Here is a 16,489-nt window from a genome sequence, read left to right on the forward strand (position 1 = left end):
TAAATCTATACGACATAATTAATAAATCTATATGTGTTAATTATTGACCATGCTAGAATTATCGCCATGCGGTTATCAATTTTAGAAGGCTAAATGAGTAACACAAGCTTTACAATCACTCAAAAAATCACCATTCTCGGCAGCGCTACTGCAATCGTAGTCGCCTGTTTAATAGGGTTTATTTCGATTTTTCAATCTAAATCCATGGTAGAGTCGAGAATGCTCGGTTCCGAATTGCCCAGCAAAGTTGAAAGTATCACCAAGTCTATTGAACAAGAAATTGTGGTACTAAAAAATGCTGCTGAGCAGCTTTCCAGTAACAAGTTTATCGTTGATTCAGCAAAAAATGGTCAGTTAAATGAACCTTTGTTACTCGAAGAGTTAAATCGGTTACAGCAACAATACGGCTTAGCAACAGCCTCTTGGGCCAACAGACAAAACCATAAGTATTGGAATCAAAATGGCTTTTTGAGAGTGTTAAATAAACAGCAAGACAATTGGTTCTTTGCTTTTACCAACAGTAATCAAGCTTACTCAATTAGTATCTTTCAAGAAGCACCTGGTGATGTAAAAATGTTCGTCAATCACCAGCAAACCAATGGTATCGGGCTCGCGGGTCTGGCCAAAAGCATTGACGAAATGCAGCGAAAGCTTGCAAATATGCGCATCGAGCAAAGTGGATTTGTATTTGTTGTTAACCAACAAGGACTCGTACAGCTTCATCCAGACGCCAGTTTGGTCGCCAGCTCAACCCTTGATGACTTTTACGGTGCCCGCTCGGATAGTGCATTATTGAATAGCTCAAAACTCAGTATCCTCGAGATGTCTGCCAACGGCGAAGCCGTTTTGGTTGCGGCTAATCGCATTCCTGAAACCGATCTATATGTAATTGCACAAGTGCCTCAGCAAGAAGTATTTGCCCAAGTTACCGAATTACAATGGCAAATTGTGACCTTTGCACTGGTGATTGCGCTGGTTGCTAGTATCATCAGCGTACTCCTCGCTCGCACCCTGAGCGCCCCGCTACTGAAAATGGCCGACGTGTTTAAACAGCTGGGAAGTGGCGATGCCAACCTAAACTATCGTGTACCGCGCTCAGAACAACCAGAGCTTGCTGCACTTGGTGATGGGTTCAATCAATTTATCGATAAAATAGACGGTGCAATTAGCAAGGTAGCAACTGAAAGTCGCGACATTCGCGCGGCCAGTGAATTGGTTTTCGAGCAGTCACAACGCAACTCTCAGTCATTAGACGAGCAAAAGAACCAAACGCTTTCTGTGGCTGCGGCAATCAATGAGATGGCGGCCACAGTGCAAGAAATTGCGGGCAGTGCAAACAATACCGCGAAGTTGACACTGGCTAGTAAAGAAAGCTCACAGGAGAGCCATGACTGTGTGCAAACCAGCCAAGAAACGCTGATGGAGCTGGCAACTGATATACAAAATATGGCCACTCAAGTCGAAACGCTTGCGAGTAAAACACAGTCAATCGCCAATATTCTTGATGTGATCAGGGCGATATCTGAGCAAACTAACTTATTGGCACTTAATGCAGCGATTGAGTCTGCACGCGCCGGAGAACATGGGCGAGGGTTTGCTGTTGTTGCAGATGAAGTACGCGCGCTTGCCAGCCGTACATCTCAATCCACAGATGAAATTCAAGCCACGATCACCGAGCTCACAGCCGCATCTGATTCAATAGTCGAACAAATCGCACTATCGTCACAGCAAGCAGAGCAAAGTGTCTCACAAATGCAAACTTCCGTTGAATTGATGGATAAGATCACTGAAACTGCCAATCAAATCAATGATATGACAACACTTATCGCCACGGCGACAGAGCAGCAAAGCAATGTTGTGGTTGATGTGGGTAGAAGTATCGAACAGATCAGTGTCATTAGTGACGAAGTGATGAATGACCAACTTAGTACCGAGCAAGCAATTCAGCAATTAGCTGATTCAGCGAAAGCGCTAGACAAACTGGTGGCAAGTTTCTGATAAGGTAAGCTGAATTTTAAGCAACGCTTTGTAACAATTTTTTCTTTATTTACTCTCAAGTTTCGCTAGTCTAATAAGAAAGAGCGTTTGGGAGTAAATAATATGAAGTTATGTTATCAAAGCGTTTTGCTAAGTTTGTTTATCATCACTGCCACTGTTTTTATGAGTGGATGCCAGTCAAGCAAGAATGTTGCTCCAGAAAGTTTGGCTTTACTCAATCAGGCGCCATTTAAAACACTAGAAGTTGAATCACAAGCCGAAATCTTCGTTTTAGATGAGCAAATCATTAAATCCCTAGAGAAACACTTTAAAAAGGACGCCCCTCCAGAGTTAGAACAAGCTGAGCTCATTATGCAGTTCTTATTAGAAAATGGAGATGCTTCACTCTCTTACATGAGTGATGCCAACCTCACCGCCTCGCAAACATACCAAAACCTAAACGCCAACTGCTTGTCTCTCTCAATTTTGTCTTACAGTTTGTCTGAGTTTTTGAATTTAGGCGCTGAATTTCAAAAAGTACACGTACCAGAGTACTGGGCAAATAGCCGCGGATATAATTTTTTAAGTGGTCATGTCAATTTAAAAATTCACGAAGACAGAACTCGCTATTTCACTAAAAAGGTCCTTCATACCGCACCAAAAACCTTAACCATTGATTTTGACCCAAATAGCCGTCGTCAGGCTTTTAAAACCACCCCCATAAGTAAAGACCGCGTCACCGCCATGTTTTACAATAACAAAGGGGCGCTCAACATGGTTGAGAACAGACATGATTTAGCATTTAGCTATTTTCGAGCGGCCATAGAAATGGACAACTACTATTCCAGTGCCTGGGCAAACCTCGCCATACTCTACCGAATTTCGGGACAATTTGATACGGCTGAAAGGCTGTACGAACAAGCGATAGAGCTCGATCCAGATAACAACACAGCAAAAGGAAATTTAGCGGTGTTGTATGATTTAACAGACAGACAAAAACAAGCGGAAGATATCAGGGCTAACCTCCATCAACTGCGCCGAAGCAACCCGTATTACATTTTAACAGTCGGTCATGAGGCTATGGCGCAAGGCAATTTTACAAAAGCGATTAAACACTATAGAAACGCCCTCAAAATAAACAACCGTCTTCATGAAGGTCATTTCGCGCTTGCCAAAGCATACTATGGCCTTGGCAATTTAAAACTTACCCGACTTCACATGAAGCGAGCACTCGCGCTAGCTGAATTTGAGCACAATCAAAAACAATATCGAGGTAAATTGGAATGGCTAGATGCAGTGGCTAAAAATTAACTTCACTCTGCTGTTTTTGTTTAGCTTTCAAAGCTATGCCCTAGAACGAGATATGCTGATTTTGACCAGCCCCGAATTTGAAGGTCGACCTTCAGGCGGGGCACAGCCACATCGCAGCGCCTACTATATTACTCGTCAATTTGAAAAATATGGATTAGAAGTACGATTTGACCAGTTCGAATTTGACTATGGCTTCTTTGACTCAGCTACTGGCCATAATGTGGTCGCGACTCAGTACTGCAGGCGTGCGCTATGCCACTCTCCCATTGTCATTACCGCCCATTATGACCACTTAGGCACTCGCGGTAGTAGATACTTTCCTGGTGCAAATGATAATGCATCTGGTGTTGCCGTGATGATTGACATTGCAAGGCAGCTACAAGGCATGGACGTCAATCGCAACATAATTTACGTCGCTACAGACGCCGAAGAAAAAGGCCTCCATGGTGCCAAAGCGTTTGTTAAGCAGCTTTCAAGCACCCAAGTACATATGAACATTAATTTGGACATGCTCGACCTACAAAGAAAAAACAAGCTCTATGCGCTTGCCTCAAGGTCCTTACAACCAATGAAAGAAACAATCACCTCTACGTTTGCCAGCACGCCAGTTAAATTCCAACTCTATTTTTCCGCAAAAATAATGGCTAGGCGGCTAAATGCCCCGCAAATAGATTGGCTGCGGGCCAGTGATCACTATCCATTTTATAGAGCAGATATCCCTTTTATCTATTTTGGTGCAGGAATGGACAAGCATCATCACTCCGTCAATGATTCATTGGATAAAATTAACTTTGAAAAGCTCACACAGGTGTCAAATGCGATAACCAAGTTTGTGCTGTCGCAAGTTTCCAGCAATGCAGCTGTAACCAACTGACACTTCTTCTTTTTACTCAAACGTTTAACTTGCCACTCTAATTTAGCAGCTTCAACTTTGGTGAGACCAGACAATGCAATTTGCAATTCAATTGGGCCTTTGCCACGCAAGCTTTTCGCACCTGTCCCGTTGCCGTGCTGCTCTAACCTTCGTGCTAAGTTATTGGTGATCCCGGTATACCACTGCCCAAGTTTATTTTCGACAATATATAGATACCAATCTCTTTTTACTCGCTCATGTTCACTCAAATTTAAATTTCTCAAATCTAGAAACTTTTACCAAAATGCACAGTCGAAATGCACAATCTACTTTACCTTCTTAGTGCAATCTGTATCATTCGTAATAACCTAAAATAAGGATACACATACATGCAGTACAATAAACCCCTTTTGACTTGGCTCGTAGCGGCCATGATGACTATTTTTCTGTCCGGTTGTTCAAGCTGGGTTTATAGAATAAATGTGCCTCAAGGCAACTTCTTAGAGCAATCTGATGTAGATAAACTCAGAATAGAAATGACAAAAGAGCAAGTCATGTTCGTATTGGGCACGCCGGTTGCTAAAGATGCTTTTGACTCCTCGAAGTGGCACTACAAATATGTATTTAACATAGACAGAGACTCTGAGGTGCGTAAAAGTTTAGTGGTTCATTTTGAGAACGACAAACTGGCTAAGTTAACTGGCGATTTTGAAATACCGGCAGAATTCAATACGCCACTTGATAACTAAGCTATTGCGCTTCTTTGTGGCAGGTAATCCTAACCTGCCTCACACCACAAACCGCTAAAATAGCCACTTGAAAGTTAAATACTAACCACAGCCAAACACATCACTACCGTAAATATTGCTTGAATAGACAAACTTAACCAGCTCAATACCCCTATGCAACGCAAGCTAAAAGGCAGTTTTGTGGTAGGGAAAAGCCGCCTTCTTTTCAGCAATCTCGCCAAAGCAAATATAAATAAAGTACAACTTGACAGCAATAACACCATCGACAATTTATTGTCTCGTGATGCATCTAAAAAAAGCGCTAATTGCAGTGGTAGAAATAGTACAGCAAATGCTTTCAAAACATACACTCTAAAAATTCTCTGATACTTTGCTTCATCACTGAGTTCAATGATGCCACGCTTTTCCAAGTACTTCTTAGAGTTTACAGACTGATTCTCTGTGGCTAATCGATAAGGTGTGCAACCTGAAGCATCTGCTAACCTAGGATCTACCCCCATATCTTCAATCAACTCTAGCATAGGGCGAGAATTTGATAGCACTGCGTAATGCATCAGGTTCCTGCCCAGGTCATCCAGTGACACACCGCAATGAAACTCTCGTAATGCTTTAGCAGCGCTCACAAAGCCTTTTTCAACGATCCACATCATCGCTGACTTACCAGCACTGTCTGCACCATGACCTCTGGCTCCCTTCTCTATTAAAGAAAGCATACTCGACTGTTTCGCGGCCCCTGACATGACCTGCTCCAGTAAGGCATTGTCGAGTATTTGTAGGCGCTCTTCCTCGTTACACAGGAGTGTAAGCAAACCTTCGCAGTCCTGCCCTTCATTTAAATGCTTGACCGCTTCTGCTTGGGTTAATGAGGTATTTTCCAGAATATCCCGATAACACTCTTGTATACATGACCTGCTACTCTCTTCGCCATTTAGCCAGAGCTCACAGGTTTGTGCTGGTGTCAATTTAAAGCCATTCGGCAACAACCAACATAGCGTTTTAAACTGTTTATACTTGAGCAATAAATCGATAAAAGAAATTTTATTTTGAATTTTAGCCTGTGATGCAATACTCGAATACTGAGACAAACACCCCAGTAGCTTAACCGTTAACTCATCCCGAGAGATCCCAGCTTGTTCAATATGATTGAGCAACTGTAAAACGTAATTGTGCTGTTCATCATCATATTCATCAATATGCTGAAAAAAACAGGATTCGAAGGGATCCAGTGGTTTTAACCATGCAACATAAAATATAGGAGGCAAGACTTGAGATATAACTCCTTGCTCATCCTTTACCACGTCGCACTCAGGCCACGCTTCGAGTGCATCAAGAATGAATGCACCATTGTCTTCCACTAGGCCTTTTAACAAAAGTGGAAATTGAGAAGGCCAAATTAAAACTTGCTCCATGGATGCACAAACCATTTAATAAAATCACCAAAATTACTTTTACTAAGAACTAAAATTATCGCAATGCTTAGCCAGCAAGATAATACCAAGTGTAAACAAAAAAAGCTGCGAATATCTCACACTATTTACATGTATGCCTAGCCATGAGAATGAGTAACGTATCAGTCGTACATTGACACTGAATTTAGTAGACTGTAATCCATGTAATAATACAACCTAGCACTAGCCTATGGATCGTAAGTTTATATAGGCTGAATAGGTACATCGGAGCAATCTTGGAAAAATTAGAAACTTGGAAAGTAATCCTAATCATCCTCGCCGTTTTTGGCTATGTTATTGGCAATATTATGCTGCTTAAATATGCGAATAAATTTAACGTCAAAGACAAAATTGACAAACAAATCAAACCGGAACAAGGCGACGAGAAAGAGAAAGAGAAAGAGAAAGAGAAAGAGAAAGAAGAGCCTAAATAAGCAGTGAGTATCAAGCAATACTCACTGCAATGACTTATTAACCCACTAACCAGTGTGCCATCAGCGCAATCACAGGTAGAGTAACCAATGTTCTCAAAATAAATACTGCGAACAGTTCAAAGATGTTGACCGGAATTTTACTGCCCAATAGCAAAGCACCAACTTCTGACATGTATATCAATTGTGTCACACTGAGCGCTGCAACAATAAACCGCGTTACATCACTTTCTATATTGCTGGCAGCTAAAATCGATGGAATAAACATATCTGCAAAACCTACAACAATTGTTTCAGCAGCTTTTGCGGCTTCAGGCACCTGTAGCAACTCCAAATAAGGAATGAAAGGTTGACCTAAAAATTGAAAGATAGGTGTTTCTTCAGCAATGATAAGGGCAAATGTGCCAACAGCCATAACAACAGGAAGGACCGCAAACAGCATATCCAGCGCATTGTGAACACCCTCTTTAACCGTACCTTTTACGCCGGGAGCTTTATGCGCTTTTAGCAATGCGACATCTAAAGCATGACCAAATAGAGTTTTACCTTCAGGAACAGCTTCAGAGTCTTGGTTATGTGTACTACCATCGACATAAATGTCTTTTTTGAAACTTAATGGCGGTAGTCTAGGCACAATGATGGCCGCGACGACACCGGCCGCACAAACGGTCAAGTAAAAAGGCGCGAACAAGTGTTCTAGTTTAACTTGACCAATGACAACGAGGCAAAATGTGATCGACACAGCGGAAAAAGTGGTACCTATGATTGCAGCTTCTCTTTGCGTATAGTGCTTATCTTCATATTGTCGAGAAGTCATCAAAATACCAACGCTACCATCGCCTAACCACGAAGCCACGCAGTTCACCGCACTTCGTCCTGGCACACCAAACAAAGGCCTCATCACTTTAGTAAGTAACGTACCAACTAGCTCCAACAATCCAAAATTGAGCAACAAAGGAAGTAACAGACCCGCAAACACAAATACCGAGAATAGTACTGGCAATAGATCGTTTAAAACCAAGGCTCCCGTGCCACTTGAGTGAATAAGCTCAGGTCCAACTTGGAAGAAGGTCATCAGAATGAATGCCATACCAAAGAGTCTTGTGGTAACCCATAGCCAGCTTACATCAAACAAGTGCTTAATAAGCTCACTTTTTAGCAATATGCGTGGCTTGAAGAGTTTAATCACTAAACTAAACACCCCCGTAATACACACGATGGCTACAATCAATGCATGTATAAAAGGACCAGTAAATTGCTGCAACTCTTTTGCTAACACCGCAATTGGGATTGTCATTGCATCGCCGACAGCAACAGGTGTCATAAATAAAAATACACCTATCAGTGACGGTACAATAAATGCGAACCATGTTTGCCAATTCACAGGCGGCGTTTGCGTTGTATCTGACATCATTTCTTTATCCAACAAAAAGAAAAGAGCATTCGCTCTTTTCTGAACTACTTAGCGGTTTGTATTTATATACTCAGTCCGCGATTACGCAGGGCCTCGACCAACCCTTTTTGAAGTGCTTCCATAGTCACTGAGTCGAGTACATTCCCCTCAGCATCAGACCAGGTTAACGAGGTTTGCCCATCGTCTGTTGTACCTACTTCAATAGTATAATCGCCATCTTCAATGGCAAGTGTTGTCACCTCGTCACCCCAGATAGAGTCCCAAACACTATTTTCTGGCGCTTCATACCTGACAAAAACTTCATTTTTTTCGTCGTCAAGGCGAATAACTGTAAAGCTCAGCTTTTCTAGGAAGTTAGAGAGTCGTTCCATAACAGAACTTCTATCTGCAAGGGTAATGAGTGCCGCGTTACCATCGTTATCGAAGCCTAATTCAAGCGATAGTACACCCTGCTGTTTACGCAATTCGACTTCAAGTAAGCGGTATCTGTAATCGAACTCAGCAACAACTTCATTCAGTGCGCGTACTTCAAGTTGCTGCTGCAACATGTCGTCTAGCTCAACTTTGTCACTTTGATAATCAATCAGTTTCGCTTCTAAAGAGGCTGTACGCTGGTGCTCCTCTTGTGACAATGTAAATTCAAACTTCTGTCTTGAAACCTCTGTCGCGGTTTCCCAAAACCAACCTTCTTCAGCTTTGATTATGGAATACCAGCCAGTGGTGAGCTTACCATTGGTACGGTCATCTTCATTAATTGAAGATTGATGGTTTTCAATGACACCTTCAACCGCTTGCCAAATAAATGCATCCAGTGCGTCTATACCATCATTTTTATCAAAATATATACGCGCAACATCTTCTTTGTCCTCAGCCCAGCTGCCTTTGGCAAGTGTCAGTACCTGTTGAGGTGGTCGAAAACTCAGTGGCTCAGCGTCATTGTTATAGACGGCCACATTCATTTGGAATTCTTTATCTTGATAAGGTTGCTCGAGATCTGCTGGAACTTGCACAGCCTCGTGGACACGATAGTTTTTCTTTTGATGCGTGTCATTGGTAAAAACACTACAACCTGATAAACCGAGTATAACGCTTAACGTTAGCGCTTTAGGGACCCAATACTGCACTAATAAAACTCCTTAGCAAACCCACTATGTAATTATTCTTTCACTTAAGATTAAGGAATGCTGAAATGGTTCACTGCCATTTACACTAATTTTCTATTTAGCCTGACAAGTAAATTTCAAAAAATCTGCACTATGTTACTTGGCAAACTTGGCAAACACAAGAATCACGCGTTTGAATTGTCTATACTTCACCTCAATACAATCACAGACAACGTGTAGGACTCATTTATAAACTGTGATAGTATTCGCCGCTATAAATTTAAAACAGCCTCTATGACTCACTTTGGCGCAAGCTCACTAGGACGTCGGTATGACTACTTTTACTTCACATCAACTTGTTTTAACAGCAATAGGGGAAGATAGATCAGGCATTGTCAGTGAACTCACTCAATTAGTCAGTGAGTGTAATTGCAATATTATTGATAGCCGCATAGCGATTTTAGGAAATGAATTTACATTTATAATGCTGCTAGCTGGTGATATGGCGGCAATTAGTCGAGTCGAACATACTTTGCCAGTAAAAAGTATGGAGCTTGGTTTACTAACCATGATGAAGCGCACTTCTAGTCACACTGAAAGTGACTATAGCGCGGGATATACATTAGAATACACAGGCATTGATACTCAGGGCACACTCAGCCGAGTTACACGCTTTTTTGCCGAGCAAAACATCAGTATTTGTTCTCTTAAATCAGATACTTTTGAAGAAGATAAGCAACTACACATGCGTTGTGTGCTCGAATTTAACACGCCGTCAGAGCTGAATTTTGACCAGTTTAAAGTAAAGTTTGAAGAACTTTCTAGCATTTCAAACGTACAGTATGTTTTCAGACGCATTCGCTAAGGATCATTAATGAATACATTAAAAGCAGGTGATAATGCACCTAGTTTTACATTAGAAAATCAAAATGGCGACACAGTAGCACTCAGTCAGCTACTTGAGTCAAACCAAGTGTTAGTTTACTTCTACCCAAAAGCTTTGACGCCTGGGTGCACAGTGCAAGCGGAGCAACTTCGCGACCACAAAGAGCAACTGGCACAACTAAACACAGTTGCGGTTGGGATTAGCCCAGATCCAGTTAAAAAGCTAAAAAACTTTGAGACGAAAAAAGAACTCAACTTTGATCTACTGTCTGATGAAGATCACGCAATTGCCGACGCATTTGGCGTGTGGGGACTTAAGAAGTTTATGGGTAAAGAATACGACGGTATTCATAGACTCAGTTTTTTAGTTGGGCAAGACGGTGTTATCAAACACGTGTTTAATAAGTTCAAAACAAAAGAACACCACCAAGTGGTACTAGACCACCTAAACGCACAGCAATAACAAAAAACCCAGCACTATGCTGGGTTTTTTAATTCTTAAATCAGCTTCAACTTACGCTTGTCTAGCTTCAAGCATAATGCGTTTCATATCTCTGACTGCTTTTTCCAATCCGTCAATCGCAGCGCGTGCAATGATTGCATGACCAATATTCAGTTCGTAAATCTCAGGCATTTGTGCAATGGGTTTAACGTTATGGTAATGAAGCCCATGGCCCGCATTGACAATAATACCGTTTGCATGAGCATATTGTACGCCTTCTCTAATGCGCTCAAGTTCTGCATTTTGCTCACTATCAGACTCAGCATCCGCATAAGCTCCAGTATGAATTTCAATATACGGCGCCTTAGTCGCTTTAGCCGCGTCAATTTGTCCCTTGTCCGCGTCGATAAACAATGAAACTTTAATTCCCGCAGCAGTTAACTTTTCTACCGCTTCGGTAATTTTTTGTTGATTTGTAATAACGTCTAAACCGCCTTCAGTAGTCAGCTCTTCACGCTTTTCTGGCACCAAGCAGACGTATTCAGGCTTAACTTCACACGCAATGTTGAGCATTTCTTCTGTTACCGCAATTTCTAGATTCATACGTGTTTGAATGGTCTTGGCCATAACATACACATCACGATCTTGAATATGGCGACGGTCTTCTCTCAAATGAATTGTGATTCCATCGGCACCAGCGTGTTCTGCGACAGCAGCAGCGTGAGCAGGATCTGGGTAACTCGTACCACGTGCTTGTCTTAAGGTTGCAATATGGTCAACATTTATGCCCAATAAAATATCTTTCATTACTCTACCTTGGTTGAAAAAGTTCTCTGCTTTTTAGTGGTTTATTTCCAAGCAGTGGTTTTAATAAATAGCGGCTTAGTGCCTTTGCTTGCCTGCGAGATACTACGGAACCGTAGTCCCCATGAGCAATTGCAAGCAGTGTTTTTCCTGAAAAGCTGCGATGTATGTCCTCACTAGGACAAAAGCCAACTTCCCTCACAAACTGGTAATAACTTCCTTCATCAATGGGTGTGCCAAATGCATCGTAATCAAATTCAACACCGACACCCAATTCGTACAACAATTTAAACTCATATGTACGAAGGATCTCTTCAATTTGTTCGCTGTTTTTTGGCTTTTTAGGTTGTTGGCTATTCACTTTAATGGCAAGGCCATTGTCCCCATCACTGTACAACCGCTTGAGATGGTCTTGATACAAACAAAATACATGATCAAGTGGTTCATTAATAGGAATTATTCGATGGGATAATTCGTTAAGATAAAAAGCACAATACAAGTGCGTACCTTTAAACATCAAAGGGGGGGATTGAATTTCGAAATCGTTTAAATACTTTAAATCATATTTACCCGCATAGCGGACCAGCAGGCAAGTAAACGGTTGCAAAGCAGCATTCTGTTTAACTGCTCGCTTGCCTTTGATCCTTGCGAGCATGGAGAGTTGACCAACGCCTTCAACGAGCATATTTAGCATCACTTGCGAATCTCTATATGGTCGCCGATGAAGCAAATATGCTTGTCGAAAGTCACTATCCAATCAGTCTTCTCCGTAGCCTAAGCTTCTTAGAGCACGCTCGTCATCCGCCCAGCCAGACTTAACTTTTACCCAAAGCTCCAAGAACACTTTGTTGTCCAACATGTCCTCTAAGTCACGTCGCGCTTCGCGGCCAATAACTTTTAGCTTTTCGCCTTTATTGCCGATCACCATGCGTTTTTGTGACTCGCGCTCTACTAAGATCAATGCATTAATTTGCCACACACCATTGTCTTGCCATTTGAATTGTTCAATTTCAACGGTGACAGAGTATGGCAATTCATCACCCATAAAGCGCATCAGCTTCTCGCGGACAATTTCCGCAGCCAAAAAGCGCATAGAGCGATCTGTTACATAGTCTTCAGGGAAATAAAATTCACACTCAGGTAAGCGGTTTTTTACTTCCTCTTTGACCATATCAATATTTTTACCAATTTTCGCAGAAACTGGTACGATACCAACAAAGTCATGCTGCTCGGCAAGCCATTGCATATGATGCAATATCTCTTCTTTCTCTTTAACTTGATCGCTTTTATTCATTACGACCAAAACTGGACGACCGCTCTCTTTGACTTTATTTAGAACCATTTCATCGTCTTGGTTCCACAATGTTCCTTCAACGACAAAAATAATCAGTTCAACATCACCAATCGAACTGCTTGCCGCACGGTTCATTAAGCGGTTGATAGCACGTTTTTCTTCGATATGAAGACCTGGCGTATCAACGTATACAGCTTGGTAGTTGTCCTCTGTATGTATCCCCATAATTCTATGGCGAGTCGTTTGAGGCTTACGGGATGTAATACTGACTTTTTGCTCAACAATTTTGTTGAGCAAAGTCGATTTACCTACGTTTGGGCGGCCGACAATCGCAATCATGCCGCAGTGGGTGTTAGGATTCATCTTTTAATATCTTCAGTGCTTGCTCTGCGGCTTTTTGCTCTGCCTTTCGACGTGAGCTACCGACAGAAATAATACTATCCATACCCTTTACAGTACACTCAACCGTGAATGTCTGATTGTGTGCCTGCCCTTTTGTATCAATAACTTGATATGCAGGTAATGGTAATTTTCGCGCTTGCAGATATTCTTGCAACAGCGTTTTTGGGTCTTTTTGATTGTGTCCTGGAGAAATGGCCTCTAAACGGCTTTTATACCATTTAAGCACAAGCGTCTTACAGGTCTCGATGTCTGAATCTAGAAACACCGCGCCAATAATCGCTTCTACCGCATCAGCCAGCGTTGACTCTCTGCGATAACCACCACTTTTAAGTTCACCAGGGCCTAACCTCAGATAGTCCCCTAAACCAAATTCAACACCAAATTCAGCCAATGTTTGACCGCGTACTAAAGTCGAACGCATGCGGCTTAGATCACCTTCACGCGCTTTTGGAAACTTGTGGTACAACGCATCTGCGATAACAAAGCTTAAAATAGAATCGCCTAGAAATTCTAGGCGTTCATTATGCTGACCTTTGTGGCTACGATGAGTCATTGCCTGTTCAAGCAGTGCTTGATCAGCAAAGTCGTAGCCTATTTTTTTATATAATTCTGTGACGTTCTTTTTCATTGTTACTGAATATTACCTAGGCGTTCGAATCGAACCCCTGTTGGAACCCAGCCTGGCAATAAGCTATTTGGACCATTTTCGAAATCAAAACTCATCCAGATAAATACAGCTTTTCCAACTAAGTTTTCTTTAGGAACAAAACCCCATACGCGGCTGTCCTGACTATTATTACGATTATCGCCAAGAGCGAAATAGCTACCTTCTGGAACGACCCATTCATCGCGTCGCGTACCTGGTTGTTGGTAATAGCGCTCTGACAATTCCAGTGCTTTCGGGTTAATTAAAATATCGTGCTCAACATCAGGTAAAGATTCTGTCAAACGTACTAGTGGCATTGAACCTTGCTTAAATTCATCACGATTAACAATTTCTACATCAATCTTGTTGAACTCTCCACACGCCAACCCATCTCGGCTTTGCTCACCCTCTTCACATTTTGGGTTAATGAAAAGCTGACGATTGCGATACACAATACGATCACCAGGCAAACCGACAATACGCTTGATAAAGTCAATACGTTCGTCTAACGGAAACTTGAATACGGCTATGTCTCCTCGCTTTGGATCATCCACATCAACTAGCTGTGAACGCCAAACCGGATCTTTAATGCCGTACGCATACTTTTGCACCAAAATAAAGTCACCATCCAACAATGTTGGCATCATAGAGCCCGACGGTATTTGAAACGGCTCGAAGATAAATGACCGAAACACAGTAATTGCCGCGATCATTGGAAAGATAGACTTTGCACTATCAGTTATGGCAGGTACCGGCGCAATCTGGTCAATAACTTCTTGGTCCAGCGGTTGCTCCGATGCTCCTTGTGCAAGCGCTATACGCTCCTTACGCTTTGGTGCATAAACTAAGTGATCTATTAACCAGATCAGGCCCGATCCCAAAGTCAACAGCACGAGAAAGACCGAAAAATAACCTGCCATAAATAATAATTCCTGTTACTTACCTACTTTTAATATTGCAAGGAACGCATCCTGAGGTACTTCTACGTTACCCAGTTGCTTCATACGTTTCTTACCTTCTTTTTGCTTTTGTAATAGCTTTTTCTTACGACTCACATCGCCACCATAACATTTTGCAATTACGTTTTTACGTAACTGTTTCACTGTTGTACGGGCAATTACGTGGTTGCCAATTGCAGCCTGAATCGCAATATCAAACATCTGCCTTGGGATTAACTCTCTCAAGGCATCAGCCAACTGACGGCCTCGGCTCTGTGCATTATCACGGTGAACAATGATCGCAAGTGCGTCCACTCTATCACCATTAATCAAAATATCACAGCGAACCATGTCAGATACTTGGAAGCGTTTAAAGTTGTAATCAAGTGATGCGAAGCCGCGGCTAGTCGATTTAAGTTTATCGAAGAAGTCCATCACCACTTCAGCCATAGGTAATTCATAGGTTACGGCAACCTGATTACCGTGATAACTCATCTTAGTTTGAACACCACGCTTCTCGATACATAGCGTAATTACATTACCTAAGTACTCTTGTGGAACCAAGATGTTAGCTTCTACAATTGGTTCTCTGATTTCTAAGATATCATTGACCGGCGGTAAATCTGACGGGTTATCAATTTGAATTACGCCATCTTTAGTTTCAACTTCGTACACTACCGTTGGCGCTGTCGTGATAAGGTCCATGTCATATTCACGCTCTAAACGCTCTTGGATAATTTCCATGTGTAGCATGCCTAAAAAGCCACAGCGGAAACCAAAACCTAGTGCAGTCGAGTTTTCAGGCTCGAAGAACAAAGATGCATCGTTCAAGCTCAATTTATTCAGTGCATCACGGAAGTTTTCATAATCATCTGAAGAGATTGGGAACATACCTGCATAAACTTGCGGCTTCACTTTCTGGAAGCCCGGCAGTGTTTCTTCTGCTGGCGTTTTTGCAAGGGTTATCGTATCACCAACTGGTGCACCATGGATGTCTTTAATACCTGCGATGATAAAGCCAACTTCACCGCTCGTTAGTGCACCGGTCTCGGTTTGCTTTGGCGTGAAAATACCAATTTTATCTACGATATGAACTTGATCCGTAGACATAATTTTGATTTTTTCACCTTTACGTAGTTCGCCATGCTTAATACGTACAAGTGATACAACCCCTTGGTAAGGGTCAAACCATGAGTCGATGATCAGCGCTTGTAATGGCTTATTCACATCACCTTCAGGTGGTGGGATCTCCTTTACAATCTCTTCAAGAACAGCATCAATACCAATACCGGTCTTCGCGCTACATTGAACAGCTTCTAGCGCATCAATACCTACAATTTCTTCGATCTCTTCTGCAACGCGCAGTGGGTCGGCTTGTGGTAAGTCAATCTTATTCAGAATTGGAACGACTTCTAAGTCCATTTCAATTGCAGTGTAACAGTTAGCAAGCGTCTGTGCCTCTACACCTTGACCTGCATCGACGACCAATAATGCACCTTCACATGCAGCCAATGAACGTGACACTTCATACGTAAAGTCTACGTGTCCTGGTGTGTCGATAAAGTTTAACTGATAGGTTTCGCCATCTTGTGCGGTATAGTTCAAGGTAACACTTTGCGCTTTAATGGTAATACCGCGCTCACGCTCGAGTTCCATTGAATCCAGTACTTGCTGCTGCATTTCGCGGTCTGACAAGCCACCGCATACCTGGATTAAGCGGTCCGAAAGTGTCGATTTTCCATGATCTATATGGGCTATAATTGAAAAGTTACGGATATGCTTCATATACTGG

General features: G+C 42.1%; 17 protein-coding genes. 7 read left to right on the forward strand and 10 right to left on the reverse strand.

Annotation, left to right across the window (positions count from 1 at the left end; all coding sequences use genetic code 11):
* The first annotated feature begins 93 nt into the window (after nucleotides 1-93).
* The 3 genes from MHN81_RS09860 to MHN81_RS09870 all read left to right on the forward strand — a co-directional run bounded on the left by MHN81_RS09860 (nucleotide 94) and on the right by MHN81_RS09870 (nucleotide 4,162).
* Complete coding sequence (locus MHN81_RS09860; RefSeq protein ID WP_023398680.1) at nucleotides 94-1,998, forward strand: methyl-accepting chemotaxis protein; 1,905 nt, start codon at nucleotides 94-96, stop codon at nucleotides 1,996-1,998.
* A 102-nt stretch (nucleotides 1,999-2,100) separates the two neighbouring features.
* A complete protein-coding gene (locus tag MHN81_RS09865) occupies nucleotides 2,101-3,288 on the forward strand; it encodes a tetratricopeptide repeat protein (protein WP_239425657.1) in 1,188 nt (395 codons plus the stop codon).
* Nucleotides 3,269-4,162, forward strand: coding sequence for a M20/M25/M40 family metallo-hydrolase (locus tag MHN81_RS09870; protein WP_023398678.1), 894 nt, complete (start codon nucleotides 3,269-3,271; stop codon nucleotides 4,160-4,162). Before MHN81_RS09865 ends, MHN81_RS09870 begins: the two co-directional genes overlap by 20 nt.
* On the opposite strand, the gene MHN81_RS09875 is transcribed toward MHN81_RS09870, so the two are convergent.
* Complete coding sequence (locus MHN81_RS09875; protein WP_080672570.1) at nucleotides 4,045-4,425, reverse strand: GIY-YIG nuclease family protein; 381 nt, start codon at nucleotides 4,423-4,425, stop codon at nucleotides 4,045-4,047. The two genes, MHN81_RS09870 and MHN81_RS09875, sit on opposite strands and share 118 nt — an antisense overlap.
* Nucleotides 4,426-4,530: 105 nt before the next feature.
* Here MHN81_RS09875 and bamE point away from each other — a divergent pair, with 105 nt between their 5' ends.
* Entirely contained in the window at nucleotides 4,531-4,890 is a 360-nt protein-coding gene (gene bamE / locus MHN81_RS09880; RefSeq protein ID WP_023398677.1) for an outer membrane protein assembly factor BamE, read from the forward strand.
* 74 nt (nucleotides 4,891-4,964) lie between these two features.
* Here the strand turns inward: bamE and MHN81_RS09885 are convergent, their stop codons facing one another.
* Complete coding sequence (locus tag MHN81_RS09885) at nucleotides 4,965-6,299, reverse strand: ankyrin repeat domain-containing protein (RefSeq protein ID WP_023398676.1); 1,335 nt, start codon at nucleotides 6,297-6,299, stop codon at nucleotides 4,965-4,967.
* Between the two features lie 275 nt (nucleotides 6,300-6,574).
* Here MHN81_RS09885 and MHN81_RS09890 point away from each other — a divergent pair, with 275 nt between their 5' ends.
* Nucleotides 6,575-6,772, forward strand: a complete 198-nt coding sequence (locus tag MHN81_RS09890; RefSeq protein ID WP_239425658.1) for a DUF2897 family protein — start codon at nucleotides 6,575-6,577, stop codon at nucleotides 6,770-6,772.
* Between the two features lie 37 nt (nucleotides 6,773-6,809).
* Here the strand turns inward: MHN81_RS09890 and MHN81_RS09895 are convergent, their stop codons facing one another.
* Nucleotides 6,810-8,180: a YjiH family protein gene (locus MHN81_RS09895; RefSeq protein WP_239425745.1), complete on the reverse strand. Its 1,371-nt coding sequence runs from the start codon at nucleotides 8,178-8,180 to the stop codon at nucleotides 6,810-6,812.
* Between the two features lie 65 nt (nucleotides 8,181-8,245).
* Nucleotides 8,246-9,307, reverse strand: coding sequence for an outer membrane protein assembly factor BamC (bamC, locus tag MHN81_RS09900; RefSeq protein WP_239425659.1), 1,062 nt, complete (start codon nucleotides 9,305-9,307; stop codon nucleotides 8,246-8,248).
* Nucleotides 9,308-9,617: 310 nt separating this feature from the next.
* On the opposite strand from bamC, the gene MHN81_RS09905 reads away from it, so the two are divergent.
* Together MHN81_RS09905 and bcp are read left to right on the forward strand one after the other, a co-directional pair.
* Nucleotides 9,618-10,151 carry an ACT domain-containing protein gene (locus tag MHN81_RS09905; RefSeq protein WP_023398672.1) on the forward strand — a complete coding sequence of 178 codons (534 nt, stop codon included), beginning with the start codon at nucleotides 9,618-9,620 and terminating at the stop codon, nucleotides 10,149-10,151.
* Between the two features lie 9 nt (nucleotides 10,152-10,160).
* Nucleotides 10,161-10,634, forward strand: a complete 474-nt coding sequence (bcp, locus tag MHN81_RS09910) for a thioredoxin-dependent thiol peroxidase (protein ID WP_023398671.1) — start codon at nucleotides 10,161-10,163, stop codon at nucleotides 10,632-10,634.
* A gap of 51 nt (nucleotides 10,635-10,685) precedes the next feature.
* Here bcp and pdxJ read toward each other — a convergent pair whose 3' ends face one another.
* Genes pdxJ through lepA form a run of 6 tightly spaced genes read right to left on the reverse strand, consistent with a single transcriptional unit; the run spans nucleotide 10,686 to nucleotide 16,482 of the window.
* Nucleotides 10,686-11,420 carry a pyridoxine 5'-phosphate synthase gene (pdxJ, locus tag MHN81_RS09915; protein ID WP_023398670.1) on the reverse strand — a complete coding sequence of 245 codons (735 nt, stop codon included), beginning with the start codon at nucleotides 11,418-11,420 and terminating at the stop codon, nucleotides 10,686-10,688.
* A gap of 4 nt (nucleotides 11,421-11,424) precedes the next feature.
* The gene (locus tag MHN81_RS09920) at nucleotides 11,425-12,174 is read right to left on the reverse strand and encodes a DNA repair protein RecO C-terminal domain-containing protein (protein ID WP_239425660.1); all 750 of its coding nucleotides are present in this window, start codon (nucleotides 12,172-12,174) and stop codon (nucleotides 11,425-11,427) included.
* A complete protein-coding gene (gene era / locus MHN81_RS09925) occupies nucleotides 12,175-13,074 on the reverse strand; it encodes a GTPase Era (RefSeq protein WP_036975683.1) in 900 nt (299 codons plus the stop codon).
* Nucleotides 13,064-13,741, reverse strand: a complete 678-nt coding sequence (gene rnc / locus MHN81_RS09930; protein WP_023398667.1) for a ribonuclease III — start codon at nucleotides 13,739-13,741, stop codon at nucleotides 13,064-13,066. Before rnc ends, era begins: the two co-directional genes overlap by 11 nt.
* A 2-nt stretch (nucleotides 13,742-13,743) precedes the next feature.
* Complete coding sequence (gene lepB / locus MHN81_RS09935; protein ID WP_023398666.1) at nucleotides 13,744-14,679, reverse strand: signal peptidase I; 936 nt, start codon at nucleotides 14,677-14,679, stop codon at nucleotides 13,744-13,746.
* A gap of 15 nt (nucleotides 14,680-14,694) precedes the next feature.
* Nucleotides 14,695-16,482 carry a translation elongation factor 4 gene (gene lepA / locus MHN81_RS09940; RefSeq protein WP_023398665.1) on the reverse strand — a complete coding sequence of 596 codons (1,788 nt, stop codon included), beginning with the start codon at nucleotides 16,480-16,482 and terminating at the stop codon, nucleotides 14,695-14,697.
* Nucleotides 16,483-16,489: the final 7 nt, after the last annotated feature.

The organism is Pseudoalteromonas sp. Of7M-16 (assembly GCF_022347805.1).
GTDB classification, from domain to species: Bacteria; Pseudomonadota; Gammaproteobacteria; order Enterobacterales; family Alteromonadaceae; genus Pseudoalteromonas; species Pseudoalteromonas luteoviolacea_F.